The organism is Arthrobacter sp. Cr_A7, assembly GCF_029222765.1.
GTDB lineage: Bacteria > Actinomycetota > Actinomycetes > Actinomycetales > Micrococcaceae > Arthrobacter.
In genome coordinates this window covers 17,253-41,441 of sequence record NZ_JARHXQ010000077.1, presented here as the reverse complement: position 1 = coordinate 41,441, position 24,189 = coordinate 17,253, and the positions used below count along the sequence as shown (strand labels likewise).

The 24,189-nt window shown below is 65.8% G+C and carries 20 protein-coding genes; 6 read left to right on the top strand and 14 right to left on the bottom strand.

What is annotated here, in order from left to right:
* The 7 genes from secA to mtrA all read right to left on the bottom strand — a co-directional run.
* A partial coding sequence (gene secA / locus P2Q66_RS04740) for a preprotein translocase subunit SecA (protein WP_275726042.1) occupies window positions 1-1,475 on the bottom strand: 1,475 nt, incomplete at its 3' end.
* Window positions 1,476-1,574: 99 nt separating this feature from the next.
* The gene (locus tag P2Q66_RS04735; RefSeq protein WP_275726040.1) at window positions 1,575-2,798 is read right to left on the bottom strand and encodes a crosslink repair DNA glycosylase YcaQ family protein; all 1,224 of its coding nucleotides are present in this window, start codon (window positions 2,796-2,798) and stop codon (window positions 1,575-1,577) included.
* A gap of 30 nt (window positions 2,799-2,828) precedes the next feature.
* A complete protein-coding gene (raiA, locus tag P2Q66_RS04730) occupies window positions 2,829-3,554 on the bottom strand; it encodes a ribosome-associated translation inhibitor RaiA (protein ID WP_079597255.1) in 726 nt (241 codons plus the stop codon).
* Between the two features lie 178 nt (window positions 3,555-3,732).
* On the bottom strand, window positions 3,733-4,617 hold the full coding sequence (locus P2Q66_RS04725) for a phosphoribosyltransferase family protein (RefSeq protein ID WP_275726037.1): 885 nt from the start codon (window positions 4,615-4,617) through the stop codon (window positions 3,733-3,735).
* A gap of 76 nt (window positions 4,618-4,693) precedes the next feature.
* A complete protein-coding gene (locus P2Q66_RS04720; protein WP_275726034.1) occupies window positions 4,694-6,412 on the bottom strand; it encodes an LpqB family beta-propeller domain-containing protein in 1,719 nt (572 codons plus the stop codon).
* Complete coding sequence (gene mtrB, locus P2Q66_RS04715) at window positions 6,409-8,352, bottom strand: MtrAB system histidine kinase MtrB (RefSeq protein ID WP_275726046.1); 1,944 nt, start codon at window positions 8,350-8,352, stop codon at window positions 6,409-6,411. The genes P2Q66_RS04720 and mtrB overlap by 4 nt, the downstream gene beginning before the upstream one ends.
* Window positions 8,327-9,001: an MtrAB system response regulator MtrA gene (gene mtrA / locus P2Q66_RS04710; RefSeq protein ID WP_079597257.1), complete on the bottom strand. Its 675-nt coding sequence runs from the start codon at window positions 8,999-9,001 to the stop codon at window positions 8,327-8,329. The genes mtrB and mtrA overlap by 26 nt, the downstream gene beginning before the upstream one ends.
* A gap of 178 nt (window positions 9,002-9,179) precedes the next feature.
* On the opposite strand from mtrA, the gene P2Q66_RS04705 reads away from it, so the two are divergent.
* The 6 genes from P2Q66_RS04705 to P2Q66_RS04680 are packed head-to-tail and all read left to right on the top strand — an operon-like array spanning window position 9,180 to window position 15,546.
* Window positions 9,180-10,670 (top strand): hypothetical protein, encoded by a 1,491-nt coding sequence (locus P2Q66_RS04705; RefSeq protein ID WP_275726032.1) that lies wholly within the window; start codon window positions 9,180-9,182, stop codon window positions 10,668-10,670.
* A complete protein-coding gene (locus P2Q66_RS04700; protein WP_275726031.1) occupies window positions 10,660-11,307 on the top strand; it encodes a DUF4129 domain-containing protein in 648 nt (215 codons plus the stop codon). Before P2Q66_RS04705 ends, P2Q66_RS04700 begins: the two co-directional genes overlap by 11 nt.
* Window positions 11,304-12,515, top strand: a complete 1,212-nt coding sequence (locus P2Q66_RS04695; RefSeq protein ID WP_275726030.1) for a DUF4350 domain-containing protein — start codon at window positions 11,304-11,306, stop codon at window positions 12,513-12,515. The genes P2Q66_RS04700 and P2Q66_RS04695 overlap by 4 nt, the downstream gene beginning before the upstream one ends.
* Window positions 12,512-13,507, top strand: a complete 996-nt coding sequence (locus P2Q66_RS04690) for a MoxR family ATPase (RefSeq protein WP_275726027.1) — start codon at window positions 12,512-12,514, stop codon at window positions 13,505-13,507. Before P2Q66_RS04695 ends, P2Q66_RS04690 begins: the two co-directional genes overlap by 4 nt.
* Complete coding sequence (locus tag P2Q66_RS04685) at window positions 13,507-14,799, top strand: DUF58 domain-containing protein (protein ID WP_275726025.1); 1,293 nt, start codon at window positions 13,507-13,509, stop codon at window positions 14,797-14,799. The genes P2Q66_RS04690 and P2Q66_RS04685 overlap by 1 nt, the downstream gene beginning before the upstream one ends.
* Before the next feature lie 33 nt (window positions 14,800-14,832).
* Window positions 14,833-15,546 carry a DUF4166 domain-containing protein gene (locus P2Q66_RS04680; protein WP_275726022.1) on the top strand — a complete coding sequence of 238 codons (714 nt, stop codon included), beginning with the start codon at window positions 14,833-14,835 and terminating at the stop codon, window positions 15,544-15,546.
* Window positions 15,547-15,588: 42 nt separating this feature from the next.
* Here P2Q66_RS04680 and P2Q66_RS04675 read toward each other — a convergent pair whose 3' ends face one another.
* The 7 genes from P2Q66_RS04675 to mnmA form a co-directional block, all read right to left on the bottom strand.
* Window positions 15,589-16,620: a hypothetical protein gene (locus P2Q66_RS04675; RefSeq protein WP_079597423.1), complete on the bottom strand. Its 1,032-nt coding sequence runs from the start codon at window positions 16,618-16,620 to the stop codon at window positions 15,589-15,591.
* 38 nt (window positions 16,621-16,658) lie between these two features.
* Window positions 16,659-17,066 (bottom strand): chorismate mutase, encoded by a 408-nt coding sequence (locus P2Q66_RS04670; protein WP_275726019.1) that lies wholly within the window; start codon window positions 17,064-17,066, stop codon window positions 16,659-16,661.
* A 97-nt stretch (window positions 17,067-17,163) separates the two neighbouring features.
* Complete coding sequence (locus P2Q66_RS04665; RefSeq protein WP_275726015.1) at window positions 17,164-18,894, bottom strand: ABC transporter ATP-binding protein; 1,731 nt, start codon at window positions 18,892-18,894, stop codon at window positions 17,164-17,166.
* Window positions 18,891-19,904, bottom strand: coding sequence for an ABC transporter permease (locus P2Q66_RS04660; RefSeq protein WP_275726013.1), 1,014 nt, complete (start codon window positions 19,902-19,904; stop codon window positions 18,891-18,893). Before P2Q66_RS04660 ends, P2Q66_RS04665 begins: the two co-directional genes overlap by 4 nt.
* Window position 19,905: 1 nt before the next feature.
* Window positions 19,906-20,997 (bottom strand): ABC transporter permease, encoded by a 1,092-nt coding sequence (locus P2Q66_RS04655; protein WP_275726010.1) that lies wholly within the window; start codon window positions 20,995-20,997, stop codon window positions 19,906-19,908.
* Window positions 20,998-21,116: 119 nt separating this feature from the next.
* Window positions 21,117-22,748, bottom strand: coding sequence for an ABC transporter substrate-binding protein (locus tag P2Q66_RS04650; RefSeq protein WP_275726007.1), 1,632 nt, complete (start codon window positions 22,746-22,748; stop codon window positions 21,117-21,119).
* A gap of 247 nt (window positions 22,749-22,995) precedes the next feature.
* The gene (gene mnmA, locus P2Q66_RS04645; RefSeq protein WP_079597266.1) at window positions 22,996-24,126 is read right to left on the bottom strand and encodes a tRNA 2-thiouridine(34) synthase MnmA; all 1,131 of its coding nucleotides are present in this window, start codon (window positions 24,124-24,126) and stop codon (window positions 22,996-22,998) included.
* Between the last annotated feature and the right edge of the window lie 63 nt (window positions 24,127-24,189).

Below are 24,189 nucleotides of genomic sequence, written 5' to 3'. Positions count from 1 at the left end.
CCGCGGCCGGCCATGTTGGTCGCCACGGTGACGGCGCCCTTCCGGCCGGCCTGGGCAACGATGGCAGCTTCCCGTGCGTGGTTCTTTGCGTTGAGCACCTCGTGGCGGATGCCCTCCTTCGCCAGGAGCCGCGAAAGGTATTCGCTTTTCTCGACGCTGGTGGTGCCCACCAGGACAGGCTGGCCCTTTTCGTGCCGCTCGGCGATGTCACGGACAACGGCGTCGAACTTGACGGTTTCGTTCTTGAACACGAGGTCCGGCTGGTCGATGCGCTGCATGTCGCGGTTGGTGGGAATGGCCACGACGCCCAGCTTGTAGGTGCTCATGAACTCGGCTGCCTCGGTTTCGGCAGTTCCCGTCATACCCGAGAGCTTGTGGTACATGCGGAAGTAGTTCTGCAGCGTCACCGTGGCCAGCGTCTGGTTTTCGGCCTTGATCTCGACGCCTTCCTTGGCCTCGATCGCCTGGTGCATGCCCTCGTTATAGCGGCGGCCGGCCAGGATGCGGCCGGTGTGCTCATCCACGATCAGGACTTCGCCGTCCAGGATGACGTAGTCCTTGTCCCGCTTGAACAGTTCCTTGGCCTTGATGGCGTTGTTGAGGAACCCGATGAGCGGGGTGTTCGCGGATTCGTACAGGTTCTGGATGCCAAGGTAGTCCTCGACCTTTTCGATCCCGCTTTCCAGCACGCCGACGGTCCGCTTCTTTTCGTCGACCTCGTAGTCCTTCTCGGGCTGCAGCCGGAGGACCACCTTGGCGAATTCGCTGTACCAGCGGTTCGTGTCCCCCTGTGCGGGACCGGAAATGATGAGCGGTGTGCGGGCCTCGTCGATGAGGATGGAGTCGACCTCATCCACAATGGCAAAGTTGTGTCCGCGCTGGACGAGTTCGTTCCTGTCCCACGCCATGTTGTCGCGGAGGTAGTCAAAACCGAACTCGTTGTTGGTTCCGTACGTGATGTCCGCGGCGTACTGCTGGCGCCGGACGGCAGGATCCTGGTTTGACAGGATGCATCCGCTGGTCAGGCCCAGGAACCGGTAGACGCGGCCCATCAGGTCAGACTGGTATTCGGCGAGGTAGTCGTTCACGGTGACCACGTGGACGCCCTTGCCGGTGAGAGCGTTGAGGTAGGCAGGAGCGGTTGCCACCAGGGTCTTGCCTTCACCGGTCTTCATTTCTGCGATGTTGCCCAGGTGCAGTGCCGCGCCGCCCATCAGCTGGACGTCGAAGTGCCGCATTCCGAGGGTTCGTGAGGACGCTTCCCGTACCGCGGCGAAAGCCTCCGGGAGCAGGTCATCCAGCTGTTCGCCGTCCTGGTGGCGTTCGCGGAGACGGTCTGTTTCCTCACGGAGTTCAGCGTCGGTGAAGGTTTTAAACGAGTCTTCCAGCGCATTGATGGAGTCGGCATAATTACGCAGTTGCCGCAGCGTTTTTTTGTCACCCGTGCGGAGTAGTTTTTCGATAAGTGATGCCACGTGAAGATGCTCCCAGTCTCATGCCGCCGAATTCTGGCGTTTTTAGTCTACGGGAGAGACAACCGGCAGGTGCCTGTTTCCCTGAGAGCGGATACCACCCTATGTGTTGGCGACAGGCCGGGCAACGGCCCGCGCGAGGGCGGCCGCGAGGTCTCCGGCGGGGTAGACCTCCACCTCGTGCAGTCCCAGCCAGTCAGCCATCAGGAACAGTTCCGCGGCGAGTTCGACGGCGGTGTCCGGCGGCGCGTCCGGCTCACCGAACGCAGACCGGACGAGCAGTCTCCCGCCGGCGCGGTCAGCCTTCAGGTCCACCCTGGCGACGATCCGGTCTCGGAGGAGGAATGGAAGGACATAGTAGCCGTAGCGCCTTTTGTGTTCCGGCGTGTAGATCTCAATACGGTAGTGGAAGCCGAAGAGTTCCTCGAGCCGCCGGCGTTCAAAGACCAGGGAATCGAACGGGCTGAGCAAGGCACGTCCCGTCGCCCGCCGGGGCAGGACAGCATCAACGTGCCGGTAAACGTCCCTGCCCCAGCCGGCCACCGTCACCGGCTCCAGCCTGCCCTCTCGGACAAGGTGCTCCACGGACTGCACCGTTGCCTTCACGGGTGTCCTGAAGTAGTCGGCAAAGCACCGGACGCTTCCTATGCCATGTGCCTGCGCTGCTGCCTCCGTCAGCCGGTTCAGCGCCGCTGCAGGATCGGGGTCATGGGCGCCGGCAGCGACATGCGGCAGCACTTTGGCAGTCAGCGTGTACTTGCGTTCAAACTGCTCGGTCCTGGAAGCAGCCGCGACCAGGCCCTCCTCGAAGAGATGCTCCAGGACGCGTTTCACCGCGCTCCAGTTCCAACCCCAGTTCACCCTTTGCCGGTCCTCAACGTGGCCGATTCTGGCGGTGATTTCCGAGGCCGTCATCGGGCGGCTGCGTGCGAGCGTATCCAGTATCTTCGCGGCGACGGCACTGCGCTGGTGGGGGTCCATGCGCGCGGCGCCGACCCAGGCGCGTTTCTGCCAGAGGAGCAGGTCCTGGTAATGCTCCGGGCGGATATAGCTTGCCTCGTGGGCCCAGTACTCCACCATGCGGCGGGGATGGACGCTGGACATCCGCCGCAGGATGGTGCGGTCGTAGTTGCCCAGGCGGGAGTAGAAGGGAAGGAAGTGGCTGCGCGAGAGGACGTTGACGGAGTCGATCTGGACCAGCTGGATCTGGGCAAAGGTACGGCCCACCGTCCGTGAAGTCACGGGACCGGCGGGCCGTCCTTTGTGGAGTCCCTGTGCTGCCAAAGCGATTCGCCGTGCCTGGTCCAGGCTCAGCGCTGCTGACACATCAGTCCTCTCGGTGGGTGGCTTGCACCCTTAGGCGTTGGCGGCGGCGTCATCCGAGCGGTAGGCCAGGATCTTTTCTTCCACCACAGTATCTCCGGGCTCGCACTCATGGTCCAGCGTAATAACGCCGTACGTCCAGCCGCGGCGCCGGTACACCACAGAAGGGGTGTTGGTGGCCTTGTCAACGAAAAGGTAGAAATCGTGGCCGACGAGTTCCATGTTGTCTACAGCGTCATCGAGGGAAAGGGACGCAGCAGGAAAGACCTTGCGCCGGATCAGGACGGGGGAATTCCCGGCGGGAATGTCATTGTCGACGTCGTAGGGGGACTTGTCGGCGGGGGCGGCCACAGCCTCGTTCCGGTGGCTCGCCTCAAGGTACAGCGGCTCGTGGGCACTTGCCGGTTCGAGCGTGGCAGTCGCTTCACGGACCGCCTTGGGAGTGTGGCGCCCGTGGTGGACCTTTTTCCGGTCCTTCGCGCGGCGGAGACGCTCAAGCAGTTTGTTATATGCAAGATCAAATGCAGCGAACTTGTCGGCGGCGCTGGCTTCGGCACGGATCACGGGTCCACGGCCCAGTACTGTCACCTCAACGGTCAGCTGATCGCCGGTCTGCCGGGCATTGGTCTCCTTGGAAACTTTGGCGTCGACCCGCTGGACTTTGTCTCCAAGCGATTCGATCTTTGAGATCTTCTCCCCGGCATATTCGCGGAACCGGTCTGAAACTGTCAGATTTCGTCCGCTGATCATAAACTCCATGGTGCCCTCCAAATGACTTCGGTGACACGACGGCGGCGCTTCCCTGGGCCGAGCTGTCTGACAGTCGAGCCCCTCTCCGAGCCGCCATCGAAAGGTACATTCTGTTCTTGGTACCCACCACCGACGTTAGTTCATAGCCATGCGTTATTCATCCTTTCCTGGTTTATTTTTTTCTAAGTCATGGTTGCTTCCGCTGGTCCTCAGGGGAAGCAGCGCCGCCGCCGCCGGCATCCGGCGGGCGTGTCGCGGCCAGGACCACCCCGCCCGCCACAATGGCACCTGCCTGGTGCAGTGCCCGTGCAGCCTCCGCCAATGTGGCACCCGTGGTGAGGACGTCATCAACGATGATGCAGCGGCGTCCTTCCACCCTTCCCTGGCCCCGGCGCCGGACCTCCATGGAGCCACGGACCCGCTTTGCGCGGGCACCGCGGTCCAGGCCTTTCTGCCCTCCCGTCAGGCGCAGGCCTCCTTTGCCGGTCTTCGCCAGGACGTTCACCACGTCAATGCCCGGAAGTTGCCGCGAAGCCTCTGCCAGGAGCAGGTGAACGGGGCTGAATCCCCGGTTCATGTACGCCACGGAACTGGTGGGAACTGGAACGAGCGCGATTGACGGCCCCTCCCCCGCTGCCGCCCGGACAGCTCCGGCCAAAGAGCGGCCAAGAGCGGTTTTGAGCTGATGCTGGCCGTGCCTTTTAAAGGAGAGGAGGGCCTGCGCCAATTCCTCCCGGTAGACGCCGGCTGCAACGACCGGAAGCAGGACCGTTCCGCGGATGTCCATCAGCGCAGGCGCTCCGCTTTCAGCCCTGAAGGGTTCCCTGGTCAGGCGCCTGATGTGGCGCTCACAGGCACTGCACAACGCCCGGTCTTCCGCGCCGCAGCACACGCAGTCCACGGGAACAGCGAGCGCAAGGAGATCGGCAGCGGCACCGGCCACCTGGTCGGCAAACCGCAGCAGCGTGCTGTGATGGTCAGAACGGTGCCGGGCAGGCCGGGGCGCAGGCGTTAGGAGGTCCGGATCGGCCCTGGACCGGCTCCTGCCGGGCAAGCCGGCTTTGCTGCTCACCCCTTAACACTCGGCGCGGTCCGGCATGAAGCGGAAGACGGCAGCAGGCGTATGTGGGTAAGTCGGGGTGCCTTGTTCAGCCCGGGAACGAGGGATCGATCGGGCCCTTGATCTGCGGCGACCATCCGTTGCCCAGCCGTTGGAAGATGCCCTCCGAGGACTGCGCGTAAACTTCCTCGGCGCCATTTCCGGCGCTGAGGGCCACCAACCCCGGCCACGGAGCAAGTTGCTGCGGCTGCCCGGACGTGAGGGACAGCAGTTCCGGGGTGACGTTGGAGCCCGCAGATCCCTTCATGACGGCCACGGTGGTATCGCTGACCCATGCGCCCTGGTCCGGGTTGCTTTCGGTGGCCAGCGTGACGGGCGCTGTCAGCTCCCGGGGCGTTCCGTCGCCACCCCGGATGATGCCTGTCACCTGCACTCGCGTCCTGCCGTTTTGCTCCGAGATGACCAGCGCACGCACGCCTTCCCGCGAAATCCGGAATTCCTTGACGGTCCGTCCTGCAAGCCACGCCGGAGTCAGGGTGACTGAAGGGACCTGCGATCCTTCGGTGACGCCGGTGGGCCGGTAGGCAACCACCTCGGTGCCGCCGTCCGCTCCCGGGCCTGCGGTCCACACCCAGTCGCTGAGCCCGAAGGACGGGCGGCTCAACGTGCTTCTCGTGGTGAGCGCACGGGGCGGCTGCCCCGGGCTGATGCTGTACAGGGTTGTCCGGCTGTCATTGAGGAACGCGGCCGTCTGCGACACCGGGGATTCTGCCGGGAAGCGCGGATTAAGCGCAGAGACGGGCTGCATGTCCGGCAGCGGGGAAACCCTGTTGTTCTCGTACCTCACCAGCTCATTTCCGCTGATGGCGATTTGCCGCGAGGGGACGCTCTTGTCCTGTACCGGCGGCAATACGGATCCGTCGTCCTCCACGCGCACCAGATCCTGGTTGGCCCGCAGCTCAACGTTGACGACGTCGGGCTGGCTGCGGAACGTCAGCGTCAGCTGCATTTGCATGCGGAGGCGGTCCTCCGGTGACGTTTCCATCAGCTCCTTCGCCGTCAGGTCCACCTGCGCGGCGCCTGAAACTACGGGGACCGATTCGCGGGCCAGCTTGATTCCGGATGGGAAGGCACTGGCTACGGCACCGCGGAGGTACGGGGCCGGCCCGGCGAGCAGGGCGCTCGTCATGGACTTCACCGTTTTATTCCTGATGAACCAGCGGACGTCCGGGACGGCGAACGTGAAGGTGGGGTCGAAGAAGTAGATCGGATACGCCCCGTAGATCACCTTGAAGGTTTCCTCGGGGATGGCCGTGCCGTCCGGAATGGCCGAAATCCTCCACTCACCGTCAACCTGGGTGACGGTGACTGGAATCTTTTCGATGGTTCCTTCCGGCGACTGCGTGGCGATGCCGTCGGCGTCAACGGTATAGGCGACGTCCAGCTCGTAGTTGAAGACGTTTTCAGTATCCGTTGCAACGACGCGGGCGTCACGATAAACGAGGGCGCGCTGGTCCGGCTTCCAGGACACGGATGATGCCTGCGTCAGGTACTGGCGGGCCACGGCGTAGTCGTCCTCGTACCCGCTTCCTGCCCGGTAGAAGTAGTCAATGATGGTTTCCGGTGATGCACCGTCTTGCGGGGCGGCCGGCAGGAACACCGGTGCGCTGAGGTTTCCGGCGCTGCCCTCGCTGCTCTTCCCCACTGGTCCTGATGTGGGTATTCGCGCGCAGCCCGCCAGCAGGACCAGCAACAGGGCAAGCAGGAAGGCAGCGCATCGTGCCTGGCCGTGGCCGCGGCCCATCATGGGGTCTCCTTTGACGTCGGCACCGGAACCAGCCGCGAAGAACCGGTTTCGAGGACCAGCATGTTCCTGTTGTCGGTTTCCCGGGGGATGTTGCCGGGCTCCCCCGGAATCATGACGTCATCCGGTTCGAGATGGATGGGGGATGTATCAATGTCCTCGCCTTGGCGCAGCGGCAGTGTGAGCAGGAAGTTGGCACCACTGCCCTTCCTGCCCCACGCCTGCAGCCAGCCGTTGTGCAGCTTGGTGTCCTCCATGGCGATGGACAGCCCCAATCCGCTGCCTCCCGTTGTACGGGCACGGGCCGGATCCGCACGCCAGAACCTGTCGAAAACGCGGGCGGCTTCCGCCGGCTCCATGCCGATGCCATGGTCTCGGACCGCAATTCCGACGGCGGTTTGGCTGGCTGCCACGGTGACCGTCACCGGTTTTCCTTCACCGTGTTCAACGGCGTTCAGGATCAGGTTCCGCAGGATCCGGTCGATCCGCCGGGCATCCATGTCCACGATGATGGCGCCGGCCGGGGCGCTAAGGACAATCCCGGAACCGTATTCGGCCGCTACCGGCGCCGCACCTTCAATGACGTGGGCAACAACCTGCAGGATGTCCTCGGCTTCCGCATCCAGCACGGCCACGCCGGCGTCGAACCGTGAGATCTCGAGGAGATCCGACAACAGCGATTGAAAGCGTTCCACTTGGTTGTAGAGCAGTTCAGCGGACCGCTTGTTAATAGGGTCAAAGTCGTCGCGGGCGTCGTACAGGACCTCCGCCGCCATCCGGACCGTGGTCAACGGCGTCCTCAGCTCATGCGAGACATCGGATACGAAGCGCTGCTGCATTTGCGAAAGGGTGGCCAGCTGCGTGATCTGCTCCTGGAGGCTGGCAGCCATGTGGTTGAAGGAGGCGCCGAGGCGTGCCACCTCGTCCTCACCACGGACCACCATCCGCTCCTGCAGCTGTCCGGCGGCAAGTTTCTCCGAAACCATCGCGGCATGGCTGACCGGGCTGACGACGTTGCGGGTGACATACCAGGCCACTGCGCCGATCAGCAGCACCAGTACAGCGCCGCCTGCCCACAGCACGCTCTGGATCTGGTCCAGGGTCTGCTGTGCGGTGTTGAGGTCGTAAATCAGGTACAGCTCATAGACCGTGCCGTTAAATGTCACCTTGTTGCCAACAGCGATGCCCGGCCGGTCTTCAGTGCCCACCGGAATGACCGTGGACGCCCAGTACTGGTCCTTTCCGGACTCCTGCACGGCTTTGCGCAATTCCGGTGGAATAACGCTGACCGTCAACTGGTCGGAGGCACGGGACTCAACCCAGCGGTTCCGCGGCTTGGTCTGCTCAGGCATGGCCTCGAACACGTAGCGGCGCTGGATTACCGAGCCGCGCCCTTCGACCGCGTTCAGGGTGTCGTAGACCAGGGTAATAACGCTGGACTGGTCGGTGACCTGGGCGCCGTCGAAGGTGTCCTGGACCTGCTTGACGTTGTAGCGCGTCTCTGACTCGGCCTGTGTCAGGCGCTCCTGGAAAAGGTTGTTGGCGATCTGGTTGGAAAGGTAGGCGCCAACAACCGCGAAGGAGGTGACGGCAAGCAGCAGCGTGGTGAGAACCGTCCGGAATTGCAGCGACCGCCGCCACCGGCGGTGCAGGGCACGGCCGATGTAGCGCAGGGCCGGCAGGAAGCGGCGGAAACCCATCCTGACGAGCCGTGCCACACGCAGGCTGACGATCAGTGCACGCCGCTGCCAGATCCGGGCTCGGAACGCCAGGCGCCGGAAGCCCGGGGTCAAGGCTTCCGTGTGTCCGGGGGCCGCATCGGGGTCAGATGTTCCGGGGCGCCCGGTGTTGCCTCCGGCAGCGGGGGTCGCGGGAGCGGGAACGCCCGGACCGCGTCCCCCATCAGGTGCAGCGGGATCAGGCCCCTGCTTTGTAGCCGACACCACGCACCGTCAATACGACTTCAGGAGCCTCAGGGTCCTGCTCGATCTTGGACCGCAGGCGCTGGACATGGACATTGACCAGGCGGGTGTCCGCTGCGTGCCGGTAACCCCAGACCTGTTCGAGCAACAGTTCGCGGGTGAAAACCTGCCACGGTTTGCGGGCGAGGGCCACCAGGAGATCAAACTCAAGCGGAGTCAGCGAGATGCGCTCATTTCCACGGCTGACGGTGTGGCCGGCGACGTCGATGGTGATGTCGGCGATCCGGAGGGTTTCGGGGGCCTTCTGGTCCCCCGGGCGGAGGCGGGCACGGACGCGGGCCACGAGCTCGGCGGGCTTGAAGGGCTTCGGCACGTAGTCGTCGGCACCGGATTCCAGTCCGCGGACGACGTCGGAGGTGTCCGACTTGGCAGTGAGCATGACGATAGGCACATCCGACTCGGACCGGATCTGCCGGCAGACCTCGATGCCGTCCACGCCGGGAAGCATGAGGTCCAGCAATACAAGGTCCGGCCTGGATGACCGGAAAACGTCAAGCGCCTTTGCGCCGTCAGCGCAAAAGACCGGCTCGAAGCCGTCATTGCGAAGAACAATTCCAATCATTTCGGCCAGCGCTTCATCATCATCAACCACCAGAATGCGTGCCTTCATAGTTATATATTCCCTTATCAGGCAGGCTTTGTCCTGTTCAGCGCCTTACGGCATGGCGGAACGCTAGGACGTCCGACGCCGGAACTATAGGCTGGGGATGATGCCGGACCTTCCCGGCGCCCTCCGGAAGTCGTACTGCGGGCGCGGGCAGCATTCGGACCAGTACGGGGGAAGGAACATGGTGTCATCACAGGATTCAGGCCAGCAGGAGCCCGGACGCCGGGACGGGCGCGCTGACGGGCGGGACCAGGACGGCCAGGGCCCGGGCGACGCCTCCACCCCGGCATCACCCGCCAGCCCGGATCCATGGGGTGAAGCGCCGCAGTGGAAACCCTCAGCCGGGCAGCAAGCACGACAGCCGTGGGGGCAAAATACCTGGCACCTGCCCGCCGGCCAGCAGCCCATTCAACAGCAACCCACCCAGCAGCAGCCCAGCCAACAGCCGCCAGGGCAGCCTTGGGGACCACCTTCCTGGCAGCAGCAGGCCCCCGGACAACAGCCTGTCTGGGGCGCAGGCGCCGGTGGCGCATACCCCCAGGGCGCATACCCCCAAGGCACATATCCGGGACCGCCGTATCCCGGAGCCCACTACGGTGGCCCCCACGGCCAGCCCCGCTACGTTGCCCCGCCCAAGCCGGGCATTGTTCCGCTCCGCCCCCTCATGTTCGGGGAGATCATGGACGGCTCTTTCCAGGCCATCCGCCGGAACGCGAAGGCCATGCTGGGCGCAGCCTTGCTGGCCCAGTCACTGGTGGCCATTCTCGCGGCGGTGATCACCGCGGTAACCGCCACCTCCATGGGTTCCATCGAAGCCTGGGCAGAGACTGCCAGCCCCGCGGACCTCGCCTCGCTGGGGTTGGGCTTCGGTGCCGCCATCCTGGTGGTCGGCATCCTGACACTGTTTATCTCGGCGATCCTCCAGGGCGCCATGGTGGTTCCGGTGGCCCGGTCCATCCTCAACCGCCGCACGGGCTTCCGGCAGATGTGGACCCTGGCGCGGTCGAGGGCGGGCGCCCTGGTCCGCCTTGCGCTGGTGCTCATGGCGGCCGGCCTGCTGGCGTTCGCACTCCTCGCCGGGGTGGCCGTCGCGCTGGTATCCGGCATGGAAGGAACCGGGGCCCTCATCCTGGTACCACTGGTCCTGGGCTTTATTGCGTTGTTCATCTGGATCACCATCAAAGTGATGGTGGCTCCCGCTGCGGTTGTCATTGAAGAACTCGGAGCCCTGGCCGGGTTACGCCGGTCCTGGGAGCTGACCCGCGCCAACTGGTGGCGGATCCTGGGAATCACGCTCGTGGTCAGCATCATGGTGGGAGTCATCAGCCAGGTGGTGATGATCCCGGTGAGCCTTCTGACAAGCCTCCTCACCACCTTCGCATCACCCCACGGCGGCAGCGGGCAGGAAGCTGCGGTGGCTGTGGCTGTTGGCGTTGTCACGGCGGTCCTTGGCGCCCTGATCGGGGCACTTGGTTATGCGTTCCAGACGTCCGTCATGGCCCTGCTCTATATGGACCTGCGGATGCGCAAGGATGGCCTGGACATCGTGCTGTTGCGGCTGATGGAATCAGGCGCTGATCCCGACGGCGTCCCGGGCCGCGGCGTCGCGGCGGGGGTCCCGGGACGGGAAGGTCACGGGCCTGCGGCGGGAGCCTGGCCGGATGTCCGCTGAGCCGCCTGTGCTCCCGGATGCGGAGGAAGCCCGGCGCTGGGCAGTGGAGGAACTGGGCAAGTCTGAGTACCGTGAGGCCACCCCGTCCTGGCTTCAAACGCTCTGGATGGACTTCCTGGACTGGCTCTCGTCCCTGGATGGGTCCGCCCAGTCGGCGGGGCCATTGCCAACACCGGTCATCGGGATCGTGGTCGCCCTAATCATTGCCGTCGCCGTCATCCTCGCCCGGCCACGCCTGAACGCTGCATCCAGGCAGCCCAAGGACGTTTTTGAGGCGGACTACGAGGTGACTGCGGCTGACTACCGGCGGCGCTCCGAAGCGTCTGCCGCGGCAGGGAACTGGGGGGACGCCGTCGTCGACCGCTTCCGTGCGCTCGTCCGCTCGGCCGAGGACCGCACCATCCTGGATCCGCAGCCCGGCCGAACGGCGGACGAAGTGGCGCGCGAGTTGTCCGTGCCGTTCAGCGCGGAAGCGCACCGCCTGGACCACGCCGCCAGCACTTTCGACGCCGTCCGCTACGGAAACATGGCGCCGGGCAGCTCCGATTATGCGGACATGGCCGCCCTGGACGCCGCCCTCGAAGCGGGCAAACCCGAACGATCCCAGGCACCGGGCCGCGCCGAGGTCATGCCATGACGGACATTGATACCGCCGGCATGAGGCAGCCGGAAACCAGCGTTGCCGGCCCGGAAACGCTCCCGGCGCCCGGTCGAGGCCCGCTTGGATGGCTGCGAAGGCACCGGCCCCTTGCCGTCCTCGCCACGGTTTGCGCCATCGCCCTGGGCATGGCCGTCTGGGGCCAGCTTGCCCCCAAAGGTGACGCCACTCCCTTGTCGGCCAGCAATGCGGGACCGGAAGGGGCACGGGCAGTCAGCGAAATCCTCGGCCGGCACGGGGTTGAGGTGCACAAGGCCGGAAACTTCGAAGCAGCCATGTCCGCGTTGGAAGCAGGCTCCTCCCCTACCCTCCTGCTGTACGACCGGAGCGGTATCCTCGACGAACCGCGGCTCCTTGATCTTGCGGCCGCAGCGGGGCGGTTGGTGCTGGTGACGCCCAGGCTGGAGACGCTGTCCGCCCTGGACAGTGACATCCGGCAGGCGGGTGTGGTGCCCGATGCCTCCCCCGCGCTCGTCCCTGGCTGCTCCCTTCCGGACGCGCAGGCTGCCGGGGATATCTCCGGTGAGTCGGGCTTCGTGTACGACGGCGGGGTGTCCTGTTACCGTCCTTCCGGTTCGGCCGCCGGGCTGCTTGCCGTCAGCGGGGACGGGCGGTTTTCCGTCCTGGGCAGCGCCGAAGTGTTGAGCAACGACGGGCTGGATGAGCTGGGACACGCTGCACTGGCCCTTCGGACCCTCGGCGGTTCATCGGACCTGGTCTGGTACCTGCCGTCGCTGGAGGACCTGGATACCTTCGGCTCACCGCAAACCCTCGACGACCTGGCGCCGGACTGGGTCCGGTATCTGGGTCCCTGGCTCATCGTCGTGGCATTGACGGCGATCGCCTGGCGCGGCCGGCGCCTCGGTCCCCTGGTGTTTGAACCGCTGCCAGTGGTGGTCAAGGCAGTAGAGACGGCTGAGGGGCGCGCGCGGATGTACCACGACGCGCACGCCGTCGAGCAGGCCCGCGACAACCTCCGGGCCGGAACGCTGGCGAGGCTTGCCGGGAAGTTGCGCCGGGGGCCGGGGGCCACTGCCGAGCACACCATTGATGCGGCGGCACGGTTGCTGGGCAGGCCCTCAGCGGAAGTCCGGGACCTCGTCAACCACCATCCCCGCACCGAGGCCCGGCTCGTGGCCTGGGCGCAGGAACTGAACAACCTAGAGAAAGAGGTCAGCAGCCGATGAGTGAACACGGCAGTGGCCAGCGGGTCCTTGATCCGATGGAGCACGATTCCGCCCGGCAAGCCCTTTTGGACGTGCGCCAGGAGGTGTCAAAGGCGGTAGTGGGGCAGGACGCCACCGTTACCGGAATGCTGATCGCCCTGCTGTCGCAGGGGCACGTGCTGCTGGAGGGTGTGCCGGGAGTCGCCAAGACCCTGCTGGTGCGTGCCCTGTCCGCCGCGCTGAGCCTGGATACGAAGCGCGTGCAGTTCACCCCCGACCTGATGCCGGGGGATGTCACAGGCTCCCTGGTGTACGACTCGCACACGTCCGAATTCACCTTCCGTGAGGGGCCCGTCTTCACCAACCTCCTCCTGGCGGACGAAATCAACAGGACGCCACCCAAGACCCAGGCGTCGCTGCTGGAGGCGATGGAGGAGCGGCAGGTTTCGGTGGATGGAGTGTCCCGGCCCCTGCCGTCACCGTTCCTCGTGGCCGCCACCCAGAACCCCGTGGAGTATGAAGGGACGTATCCACTTCCGGAAGCGCAGCTGGACCGGTTCCTGCTCAAGCTCACCATGCCGTTGCCTGAACGGCGGGATGAGATGGAGGTCATCCGCCGCCACGCCGCCGGCTTTGATCCGCGCGACCTGGCCGCCGCCGGCGTCCGGCCCGTTGCGGGTGCCGCTGACCTGGAGCGGGCACGGCACGCGGTAAGCGGTGTGGCCGTGGAGCAGGAAATCATCGGCTACATCGTGGACCTGGTGCGGGCCACCCGCACGGCGCCATCGTTCCTGCTGGGTGTTTCGCCCCGCGGCGCCACAGCACTCTTGAATACGTCCCGGTCCTGGGCCTGGCTTTCCGGCAGGGGCTTCGTGACCCCTGACGATGTCAAAGCGCTGGCACTGCCCTGCCTGCGGCACCGGGTTGCCCTGCAGCCGGAAGCCCAGATGGACGGGGTCCGCGTGGACGATGTGCTGGGCAGCATCCTGGCGTCCGTTCCCGTTCCACGCTGATGGCCATCTCCGGGCGTTACGTGCTGCTGGTGCTGGTGGGCCTGGTGCCGGTCCTGCTGCTGCCCGGGTGGGGAACGGTGCTGGCCGTACTGGGCGTGCTTGCCGCGCTGGCAGCAGCCGACCTGGTCCTTGCCGGTTCGCTGCGGTCTGTCCAGGTCCAGCGTTCCGAGCCCGGAAATGTCGCCCTGAACGGGACCATCGATGCCAGGCTCACCGTCCGGAACGACGGGAACCGGCGCCTGCGCGGCACCCTCCGCGACGGCTGGCAGCCGTCGGCGGGGGCACGAAACCCTGTCCAGGATATTGACATCCCGGCCCACGAAAGCAGGCGGGTCACCGTCCGGCTGCAGCCGGTCCGCCGCGGAGACCTCAAGGCCCCGCACGTCACGCTGCGCTCCTTCGGACCCCTGCGGCTCGCCGCCCGCCAGCGGACCATCGAGTGTCCGGGCGCAGTACGTGTCCTGCCGCCTTTCCATGCGCGGCGGCACCTGCCGTCCAAGCTGCGGAAGCTCCGCGAACTCGACGGAAAAGCTGCCGTGCAGATCCGCGGGGCCGGCACCGAGTTCGATTCCCTGCGTGACTACGTCCGGGGCGACGACGTACGTTCCATCGATTGGCGGGCCACCGCCCGCCGTTCCTCCGTCGTCGTCCGCACCTGGCGTCCGGAACGCGACCGGCGCGTGGTGATGGTCCTGGATACGTCCCGGACGTCGGCAGCGAGGATCGACGACGAGACCCGCCTCGATACCGGCATGGAAGCTGCGCTGCTGCTCGGCGTCCTTGCCGAGCGCGGCGGTGACCGGGTTGACTTCCTGGCCTTTGACCGCCGGACCCGTGCCCGCGCGGGATCCGCCGTACAGGGCAACCTGCTTGGGCAGCTGGTCCAGGCCATGGCACCGCTGGACGCGGAGCTTATCGAGATGGACTGGCCGGCCGTGCCGGCGCAGGTCCGCGCCGTCACCGCACACCGGTCCCTGGTAGTGCTGCTGACCTCGCTGGACGACGGTGCCCCGGAGGAGGGACTCCTTCCCGCCGCCGCGCGGCTTGCCAACGACCATGTTGTGGTGGTGGCGGCTGTCCGCGACCCCCAGCTGAGCAGCATGCTCCGGGACCGCGCCGACGCCACCGGGGTTTTTCGTGCCGCAGCAGCCGAACGCGCGCTCCTTCAGCGCGCCGCTGTCAGCGCGGAGCTCCGCCGCCTCGGGGTGGAAGTGGTGGACGCCGAACCGCACCAGCTGCCCCCGCGGCTGGCAGACATGTACATCAGGCTGAAAGCGGCCGGTAAATTGTGAAGCCGGCAGAGTTTTTTGAGCAGGAGGATCTTCATGAACGTACCGATCTACCAGCAGGTTCTCGGGGCGGAATTTACCCGGCTGCAGCCTGAACTGCAGGAGTACTTCTCCCTGGTGCCCGGCTCCGGCCGGTACGGCGTGGGCGAAGGCACGTTCGACGTCGTCGGCTGCCGGCAGGAGTGGCTGCGGCCGCTGTTGCGCCTGACCGGCGGAGAGGAAGCGTTCTTTCCGGAATACGGTGAGAACGTCCCGTTCCGGATCGAAAACCACGCCCATCAGGATCCGTTCGGCCGCTCCAGCCTGACCGCCCGGCGCGAGATCCGGTTCCCCGGCCGGACCCGCATCTTCCAGGACACCACCAGCGCCACCAGCCGTAACGGGAGCCCGCAGCTGGTGGACTACGTGGGCCGCTACCGGCGCTTAGTCACGGACCTGAACCTCAGCGTCACGGCAGGGGGAAGGCTGCGGGGCGTGTCGGAAGCATCCCGGCTTTTCCTCGGCCCGCTCCGCGTGCCACTTCCGGCACCGGTGGATGCCAAAGCCTACGCCGAGCAATGGTGGGACCCCGCAGAAGGTGCCAACGGCCGGCACCGCATCCAGGTCAAGGTCATCCAGCCGCAGATCGGCCTCGTCCTGGTGTATGCCGGCAGCTTCGACTACCGGCTGCGTCCCTACACCGGGGGCAACCCGGCCCGGAGCTTCCTGCCGCGCTACGCCCAGCCGGACCGCTGGGAAAACCGGGTCTGAGGCGCGTGGCCGCCGGCGCCCCTGCCGGCCAGCCACGGCAGGCTAGCCCAGGGCGACCTGGTTCAGGCCGTCCGCCACCTGGGTCAGCCTGCCCAGCACGGCGGTGGCCTGCGCGGGGCTGTGACCGGCAAGCCCCGCTGAGGGGGTGACCCGGAGGCTGGCCAGGGACGACGCCGGGAGGCCAAGCTGCCGCCACGGGCGCCATACCGACTCGACGCAGTCCGCCACTTTGGGAAGCTGACCTGCTGCAACGTCAAGGGCTCCGGCCCACACCCGTTTGCCGGCCTCTACCGCTCCCGCCAGCTGCTCCCACTGTCGGGACGTTAGGGCTTTGAGCGGCACCGCGATGCCGTCGGCTCCGGCATGCAGGATCTGGTCGAACGGGGCCTCAACTTCAGGCACCGACACCACCACTTCCGCGGCACCGGCTGCGCGGAGTGCGTCCATCACCAGGCGCCAGGATTCCCGCGCTTCGGAGGCGGCGACGGCACGCAGGGTGCGGTAGCCACTGGCAGTGGGAATGGTTCCTGCCAGCACGGCGGCAACATCGGGTTCGTCGAGCTGAACTACGAGCCGCGCACCGGGAACGGCAGCCGATACCCGGGCGAGGTAGCCTCCGACGCCGGCAGCGAGTGAGGCGGTGAGGTCCCGGCGCGCGCCGTAATCAAGCAAGGCCCGCTCCCCGTTGTGCAGATGCAGACCCGCCGCCAGGGTGAGCGGGCCCACCAGCTGGAGCTTGATCTCCTCCGCGGATGCGTCCTCGGCCCCTGCTACGTCAGCCAGGACGTTGATGTCCGTGGAGAGCGCCGAGGCTGCGCGGCGGAAGTCCTTGCCGGGGCGGTCCACGAGGCGCCACCCGTACGGCTGGACGTCGACGGCCAGTTCCTCCAGGAGGGAGGCGGTGCGCCCCAGGGCATCGGAGCCCACCCCGCGGGCCGGCAGTTCGGCGAGGAACGGCAAGTGCGGGCTGCCGAGTTCACCCCGGATGATCCGGGCGGCTTCGAGCGGGTCCTCCCCGGGCCATGGTCCCAGTCCCGTTGCCGTGACTTCCGCAGGCGGAGCTTTATCCGGCAGCGCGGCGCCGCGGACGGGTTCGTGCCGTTCGCCCACGGTCACGCGAGTGCTGATGCCTGCGGGTGCTGGCCGGACGCAGCCTGGTGGTCCTCAGCAATCGCTTCGTGATGGCGGATGACTTCACCGATGATGAAATTCAGGAATTTTTCCGCGAAGGCAGGATCGAGGTGGGCGTCTTCGGCAAGCCGGCGGAGCCTGGCAATCTGCGCGGTTTCGCGTCCTGGATCTCCCGCAGGGAGGCGGTGGGCGGCCTTCAGGAAGCCCACCTTCTGCGTGGCTTTGAAGCGCTCTGCCAGGAGGTACACGAGGGTCGCATCGATGTTGTCGATACTGGAGCGGATGGACAGCAGTTCAGCCATCACCGAATTGTCCACCTGGCCGGCCAACGAACTGGCGGAGGGGTCGTAATCGTCGGAGCCAGGAGAGGGAAGGTTGTGCTGCGTCATGATCCCAGTCTATGGGCAGCCGGCCCAATGATCCGGGTGTTAAGCGCCGGCGCCGGATGTCGCCCGGCCCCGGCGCTTGCCCACCACGCTGTGCCGCTCAGATGCCCAGCAGCGCCCGGTGCTGTTCCCGGCGTCGTGCCTGTTCCTCGGGGTCAGGGACCGGCAGCGATGCAATCAGCCGCTTGGTGTAGTCATGCTGTGGGTTGCCCATGATATGGCTCCCGATACCCTGTTCCACCAGCCTGCCCTTGTAGAGCACGCCAACCCAGGAGGAGAGGATGTCCACCACTGCAAGGTCATGGCTGATGAAAAGGCAGGCGAACCCGAACTCCTGCTGGATGTCCTTGAACAGCTCCAAAACCTTGGCCTGCACCGAAACGTCCAGGGCCGACGTCGGTTCATCCGCTATCAGCAGCCGGGGGTTCAGGCTCAGGGCCCGTGCCAGCGAGGCCCGCTGGCGCTGCCCGCCGGACAGCTCGTGGGGGTACCGGGCAGCATACGACGCCGGCAGCTGGACTGATTCAAGCAGCTCGCCGACGCGTTTGCGCGCCTGGGCGGGGCTTGGCCGGGTGTGGATGACCATGGGCTCGGCGATGCACTCCCCGATGGTCAGCTGCGGGTTGAAGGACGCGGCCGGGTCCTGGAACACGAAGCCGATGTCCTTCCGGAGCGGTTTAAAGGTGCGTTCACGGAGGTTCAGCATTTCGTAGCCCAGGACCTTGAGGCTGCCTCCGGTGGTCCTGTTGAGCCCGGCGATGGCCCTGCCGATGGTGGTTTTTCCGGAACCCGACTCCCCGACGAGCCCGAAGACCTCGCCCCTGGACAGCGTGAAGCTGACCCTGTCCACGGCCTTGAAGGCCGGCGTACCCAGCCTGCCCGGGTACTCGATGGTCAGATTGTTGGCTTCCACCAGGACGTCCTCATCCTGGTGGGCCCGGCTGGTCAGTCCTTCCGAGGTGGAGTTGTGCCCCAGGTGCGGCACCGCGGCGAGCAGCTTCCGGGTATAGTCCTGCCGGGGTTCGGCAAACAGGGTGCGGGCCGGCGCCTCCTCGACCACGTCCCCCTGGTACATCACCACCACGCGGTCGGCCAGGTCCGCCACCACCCCCATGTTGTGCGTGATGAGCACGATCGAGGTGCCGTACTTGTCCCGCAGGTCCCTGAGGAGTTCCAGAATCTCGGCCTGGACCGTGACATCCAGTGCGGTGGTCGGCTCGTCGGCAACGATCAGGCCGGGGTTGAGCGCCAGCGCCGCTGCGATGACAACCCGTTGCTTCTGCCCTCCCGAGAACTGATGGGGGTAGTAGTTGACGCGGTGCTCCGGATCGGGAATGCCCACCTTGCGCAGGGCCTCAACGGCCCGGGACTTGGCTTCTTTGGCCGAAACCCGCTTGCCACTCTCACGGCCGGCGTGCGCCCTGATGCCTTCGGCGATCTGCCATCCGACGGTGAACACCGGGTTCAGCGCCGTGGACGGTTCCTGGAACACCATGGCCACATCCCGGCCCCGGATCTGGCGGAGGCGGGCGGCACTGACACTGATCACGTCAGCCCCGTTGATCACCACCGCGCCCGAGCTGCTGGCTGTTTCCGGGAGCAGGCCCAGGATGGTCTTGGCGGTGACCGTCTTGCCGGACCCGGACTCCCCCACAATCGCGAGCACTTCCCCCTTCCTGACTTCCAGGCTGACGTCCTTGACGGCATGCACGGGCCCGCCGTCGGTGGCGAAAGTGACCTGAAGGTGGTCGATGTCCAGGACCGGACGGCCCCCGTCGGGCTGTCCGTCGCCGGAATGCCCCGCGGCCAACGGGTCGATGTTGACGGTCATGATGCCCTCACTTCTGTTGCGATGGCTGCGGTATCCACCGGCGCCGGGGAGCTGCCCCCTGCGCGCTTGCGGCCACGCAGGCGCGGATCATTCAGGTCGTTGATGCTCTCGCCCACCAGGGTCAGGCCCACCACGGTCAGCACGATGGCCATGCCCGGGAACAGGCCTGTCCACCAGATTCCGGAGGTGGTGTCGGCGAGCGCCTTGTTCAGGTCGAAGCCCCATTCGGCGGCCGAACTGGGCTCGATGCCGAAGCCAAGGAAACCCAGCCCCGCCAGGGTCAGGATTGCCTCGGACGCGTTGAGGGTGAAGATCAGGGGCAGGGTTCGGGTGGCGTTGCGGTAGATGTGGCGGCTCATGATCCGAATGTTGGAGGCACCCACCACCTTGGCGGATTCGACAAAGGGTTCCGCTTTCAAGCGCACGGTCTCGGCCCGAATCACGCGGAAGTACTGCGGGATAAAAACGAGCGTGATAGCGGTTCCGGCCGCGAAGATGCCACCCACCAGGCTCGACTGGCCGCCACTGATCACGATGGCCATCACGATCGCCACCAGCAGTGAGGGGAATGCGTAGACGGCGTCGGCGATCACCACCAGGATCCGGTCGAGCCAGCCGCCGATGTATCCGCTCACCAGGCCCAGGACAACGCCGACCACGATCGACATGGCCACGGCGACGACAATTACCAGGATTGCTGTCTGCGCTCCCCAGATGACACGGGACAGGACATCGTATCCGCTCACCGTCGTTCCCAGCAGGTGCTTCCCGCCCGGGGCCTGCTGCGTGGGAAAGCTGCCGTCGTCGTCGGAAAGCTGGGAGAAGCCGTACGGCGCGAGCAGCGGCGCGAGCAGGGCGGTCAGGACGAAGGCGCCGGTCAGGACCAGTCCGGCCACCAGCATGCCGCGCTGGAGTCCTACGCTCTTGTTGAAGTGGGAGATGACCGGCAGGCGCCGGTACCACGGTGCCCGGGGGCTTTCCATCGGTACGGGCACGTCAGGAATGCTCATGTCAGTACCTCACGCGGGGGTCGATCAGCGCGGCAATGATGTCCACGATGAAATTGGTCATGGCCACAATGATTGCCAGCAGCACCACGATGCCCTGCACGGCGACGAAGTCGCGGGCTGTGAGGTAATTGGCAAGCTGGAATCCCAGCCCCTTCCACTCGAAGGTCTTCTCGGTGAGCACGGCGCCGCCAAGCATCACCGCGATCTGCAGGCCCATCACGGTGATGATCGGGATCAGGGCCGGTTTGTAGGCGTGCTTGGTCACCAGGCGGAACTCGCTGACTCCCCTGGAACGCCCGGCCTCCACGTAGTCCCTGCCCAGGGTTCCGATGACGTTGGTCCGGACGAGGCGGAGGAAAATGCCGGCGGTCAGCAGGCCGAGGGCCACCGCCGGCAGCACGGCGTGGGCCAGGACGTCGCTGAGCGCGGCCATGTTGCCGCTCCGCAGGGCGTCAAGCCAGTAGATGCCGGTGGGTGCTTCCAGCGACGTCAGCGCGAGCTCGCTTGAGGTCCTTGCCCTGCCCGCCACCGGGAGCCAGCCCAGCCAGACGGAGAACGTCAGCTTCAGCAGCATGCCCGCGAAGAACACGGGTGTGGCGTAGCAGAGAATGGCGAACACCCGCAGGACCGCGTCCGCGGCCTTGTCCCGGCGGTGGGCTGCGACCAGGCCCAGGGGGATTCCCACCAGCAGGGCAACGAGCAGCGCGTTGATGCTCAGTTCCAGGGTGGCGGAGCCGTAGGTGGTCAGCATTTCGACGACGGCACGGTTGTCCGTAAGGGTACGGCCGAAGTTGCCGGTGGCCAGCTGGCCAAGGTATTCGAAGTACTGGACCAGGATGGGCCGGTCATAGCCGGCCGCCTGGATGCGTTCCTGGAGCTGGTCGGCAGGCAGCCGGCCGCCCATGGCCGCAGTAATGGGGTCACCGGTAATCCTCATCAGGAAGAAGACCATGGTGACGAGGATGAAGATCGTGGGGAAGATCAGCAGGAAACGGATCAGGATGTACTGGCCGAGTCCCCCGCCGGAAGATTTTTTGGTGGCCGGGAGGAGGCCGTCCGCGTCGCTGGGCGGCGCATCAATCAAAGTGGTCATGGTACCTCAGGGTTGTTTGGGCGCCGGCTGCTGCCCGCACCATTAACCAGCACGTTGGGGCGGGACGCCTGGCGGGCGTCCCGCCCCATGTGCGGTGGTCGTCGAATGGTCGGCAGGACCTACTTGGACATCACGCCAAGGCGGGTCTTGAACGACGGGTCGAGGGTTTTTTCAACGCCCTGGACATCCGTTCCTGCCACCATGACCTGGGCACCCTGCAGCAGCGGCAGCGTGGAGAGGTCCTTGGCAATGGCTTCCTGGGCCTGGCCCAGCAGCTCACTCCGTTCCGCCTTGTCGGTGGTGACCAGCTGCTTATTGACGACCTCTGTCACGGCCGGGTTTTCGTAGTGGTTGCCGAGGAAGTTCCCGGGGATGAAGAACGGCGTGAGGTAGTTGTCCGCATCCGAGTAATCAGGGAACCAGCCCAGCTGGTACACGGGGTAGGCATCGGCCCTGCGTTCCTTGGTGTAGGTGGTCCACTCCGTGGACTTGAGGTCAACCGTGAAAAGCCCCGACTTCTCGAGCTGTTCCTTCACCAGGGCGTACTCATCCGCAGCAGACGTACCGTACCTGTCGGTGTACTGCAGCTTCAGGTCCACCACGGACGTCACTCCGGCGTCGGTGAGGACCTTCTTGGCCTTGTCCAGGCTGGGTTTGCCGCTGCCGTCGCCGTAAAGGCTCTTCAGCGGCTCGGTTGCGCCTTCGAATTCCTTGGGCACGTAGGAGTAGACCGGGGTGTACGTGTTCTTGAAGACCTGCGACGCGATGACGTCCCGGTCCACCAGGTGCGCAATGGCCTGCCGGACAGCCAGTGCCTTGGCGGGATCGGCGTCGGGCGTTTTGGCGCCGAAGGGCATGGTGTCGAAGTTGAACACCATGTAGCGGAGTTCTCCGCCGGGACCCTTGTGGACCTTCACGTTGCTGTCCGACTCGAGGTCAGCCACGTCAGTTGCGGTCAGGATGCGGCCGGCAATGTCGATGTTGCCTTGCTGGACATCGAGCTTGAGGTTGTTCGGGTCGGCGTAGTGCTTGAGCGTGGCGCCGTCGTTGGCAGCCTTGCCCAGCAGGCCCTGGTAGTCGGCGTTGGGCTTGAAGCTGACCAGTTCGTTCTTCTTGTAGCTGTCGATGGTGTACTGCCCGGCGAAGGGTTTGGCCGCGACGATGGCGTCGTCGTCCAGGATCTTGTCCGCGGGAAAGACTTCCTCATCCACGATGGGGCCCGGGTTGGAGGCCAACACTCCTGGAAAGACCTGGTCGTTGCCGGCTTTCAACGTGAAGACCACGGTGCTGGAGTCAGTGGCCTCGATCTTTTCCATGTTGGCCAGCAGCGACGCGGGGCCGTTGGGGTCGTCGATCTTCTTGACCCGGTTGAAGGAAAAGACAACGTCGGAGGAGTCCAGTGTGTGGCCGTTGGCAAACTTCAGGTCCGGCTTCAGCTTCACCGTGTATTCGGTGGGGCTGGTGAAGGAGGCCGACTCTGCAATGTCCGGGGTGGCGTCGGCTGTTCCCGGAGCGTAGTTGAGCAGGAAGGGGTAGATCTGGTTCATCACCATGAAGGATCCGCCGTCGTAGGAGCCGGCGGGGTCGAGCGTGACCACTTTGTCAGTCGTTCCATAGGTGATGGCGCCGCCGCCGGCGCCCTCGGTTGCCGTTCCGCCGCCGCCGGAGGGGCCCGTGCAGGCCGTCAGTGCGAGGGCGGAGATGCCTGCCAGCGCGATGGCGCCGTGCCGGGCTTTGTTGCTCTTCGTCATCTGTGAACTTTCTGTTCGATGAGTACGCGCCCGCCGAGGATGTGGGTGCCTCTGCTCAGGCGGGCAGCGCGTTACTGATGGGTAGATTCAATCAGAGAGTCAACCCCTGGGACGGCCCATCGTGTGAGTTGAGACACAAAATTTACCTGGCGCATCCGCAGCCCCGGTTTTAGGGGCAGTCCACCGGCAGGAAGGTAGAAAAAACGCCGCCCCGGGAAACCGGGGCGGCGCTTGGAAAAGTGTTCAGTTACAGCGCGGCGCGCTGCAGGGACCGGGCAACGTCGATGGTTGCCTGGCCGAGGACGCGGCTGCCTTGGTAGAGGACAACCGTCTGGCCGGGCGCCACGCCACGCAGGGGGTCGGTCAGCCTGATGACCAACTGGCCGGCGGCGCCGCCTTCTCCTGCTTCCATCCGGGCAGTGGCCGGCACGGGGTCGCCGTGCGCGCGAACCTGCGCGTAGCAGTCGAATTCCGCACCGGACTCCACCTCCGCGATCGGCAGGCCCGCCCAGGAGACCTTAATGCCCCGGATCTCGTCGATGGCCAGGAGCGCCTCCGGTCCCACCACCACCTTGTTTTCCTTCGGCCGGATCTCCAGGACGAAGCGCGGTTTTCCGTCGGCGGCCGGTGTGCCGAGCTTCAGGCCGCGGCGCTGGCCGACGGTGAACGCGTTGGCGCCGGGATGCTCACCTACTTTGGTGCCTGTTTCGTCCACGATGTCGCCGGTGGTCATGTCAATCTTTTCCGCGAGCCACCCGGCGGTGTCGCCGTCGGGAATGAAGCAGATGTCGTGGCTGTCGGGCTTGTTGGCCACCGAGAGTCCGCGCCGCTCGGCTTCGGCCCGGACCTCGGCCTTGGATGGGGTGTCGGCGAGCGGGAACATTGAGTGCTTGAGCTGTTCGTGGGTCAGGACGCCGAGGACATAGCTTTGGTCCTTGGCCCAGTCCGCGGCGCGGTGCAGCTCACGGTTCCCGTCGGCGTCTTCGATCACCTTGGCATAGTGTCCGGTGCACACGGCGTCGAAGCCCAGGGCAATGGCCTTTTCCAGCAGGGCCGCGAACTTGATCCGCTCGTTGCAGCGCATGCAGGGGTTGGGCGTACGGCCGGCTGCGTACTCGTCGATGAAGTCCTGGACGACGTCTTCCTTGAAGCGCTCGGAGAAGTCCCACACGTAGTAAGGGATGCCCAGGACGTCACACGCGCGCCAGGCGTCGCGGGAATCCTCGATGGTGCAGCAGCCGCGGCTGCCGGTACGCAGGGTGCCTGGCATCCGCGACAGCGCCAGGTGGACCCCGACGACGTCATGCCCCGCCTCAACGGCGCGGGCGGCGGCTACGGCGGAGTCAACTCCGCCGCTCATGGCTGCTAGAACTCGCATGCTGGCTTTCTGTCGGGGAAGGCTGCGGCCCCATGGCCGGGACCGTGCGGACCGCCGGGCAGG

Excerpts from the sequence above, each read along its gene's own strand:
- P2Q66_RS04700 (WP_275726031.1), top strand. The coding sequence starts at position 10,660 with ATGTCCGCTGAGCCGCCTGTGCTCCCGGATGCGGAGGAAGCCCGGCGC.
- P2Q66_RS04690 (WP_275726027.1), top strand. The coding sequence starts at position 12,512 with ATGAGTGAACACGGCAGTGGCCAGCGGGTCCTTGATCCGATGGAGCAC.
- P2Q66_RS04680 (WP_275726022.1), top strand. The coding sequence starts at position 14,833 with ATGAACGTACCGATCTACCAGCAGGTTCTCGGGGCGGAATTTACCCGG.
- P2Q66_RS04650 (WP_275726007.1), bottom strand. The coding sequence starts at position 22,748 with ATGACGAAGAGCAACAAAGCCCGGCACGGCGCCATCGCGCTGGCAGGC.
- mnmA (WP_079597266.1), bottom strand. The coding sequence starts at position 24,126 with ATGCGAGTTCTAGCAGCCATGAGCGGCGGAGTTGACTCCGCCGTAGCC.
- P2Q66_RS04665 (WP_275726015.1), bottom strand. The coding sequence starts at position 18,894 with ATGACCGTCAACATCGACCCGTTGGCCGCGGGGCATTCCGGCGACGGA.
- P2Q66_RS04660 (WP_275726013.1), bottom strand. The coding sequence starts at position 19,904 with ATGAGCATTCCTGACGTGCCCGTACCGATGGAAAGCCCCCGGGCACCG.
- mtrA (WP_079597257.1), bottom strand. The coding sequence starts at position 9,001 with ATGAAGGCACGCATTCTGGTGGTTGATGATGATGAAGCGCTGGCCGAA.
- P2Q66_RS04670 (WP_275726019.1), bottom strand. The coding sequence starts at position 17,066 with ATGACGCAGCACAACCTTCCCTCTCCTGGCTCCGACGATTACGACCCC.
- P2Q66_RS04685 (WP_275726025.1), top strand. The coding sequence starts at position 13,507 with ATGGCCATCTCCGGGCGTTACGTGCTGCTGGTGCTGGTGGGCCTGGTG.
- P2Q66_RS04720 (WP_275726034.1), bottom strand. The coding sequence starts at position 6,412 with ATGATGGGCCGCGGCCACGGCCAGGCACGATGCGCTGCCTTCCTGCTT.
- P2Q66_RS04655 (WP_275726010.1), bottom strand. The coding sequence starts at position 20,997 with ATGACCACTTTGATTGATGCGCCGCCCAGCGACGCGGACGGCCTCCTC.
- P2Q66_RS04695 (WP_275726030.1), top strand. The coding sequence starts at position 11,304 with ATGACGGACATTGATACCGCCGGCATGAGGCAGCCGGAAACCAGCGTT.
- raiA (WP_079597255.1), bottom strand. The coding sequence starts at position 3,554 with ATGGAGTTTATGATCAGCGGACGAAATCTGACAGTTTCAGACCGGTTC.
- P2Q66_RS04705 (WP_275726032.1), top strand. The coding sequence starts at position 9,180 with ATGGTGTCATCACAGGATTCAGGCCAGCAGGAGCCCGGACGCCGGGAC.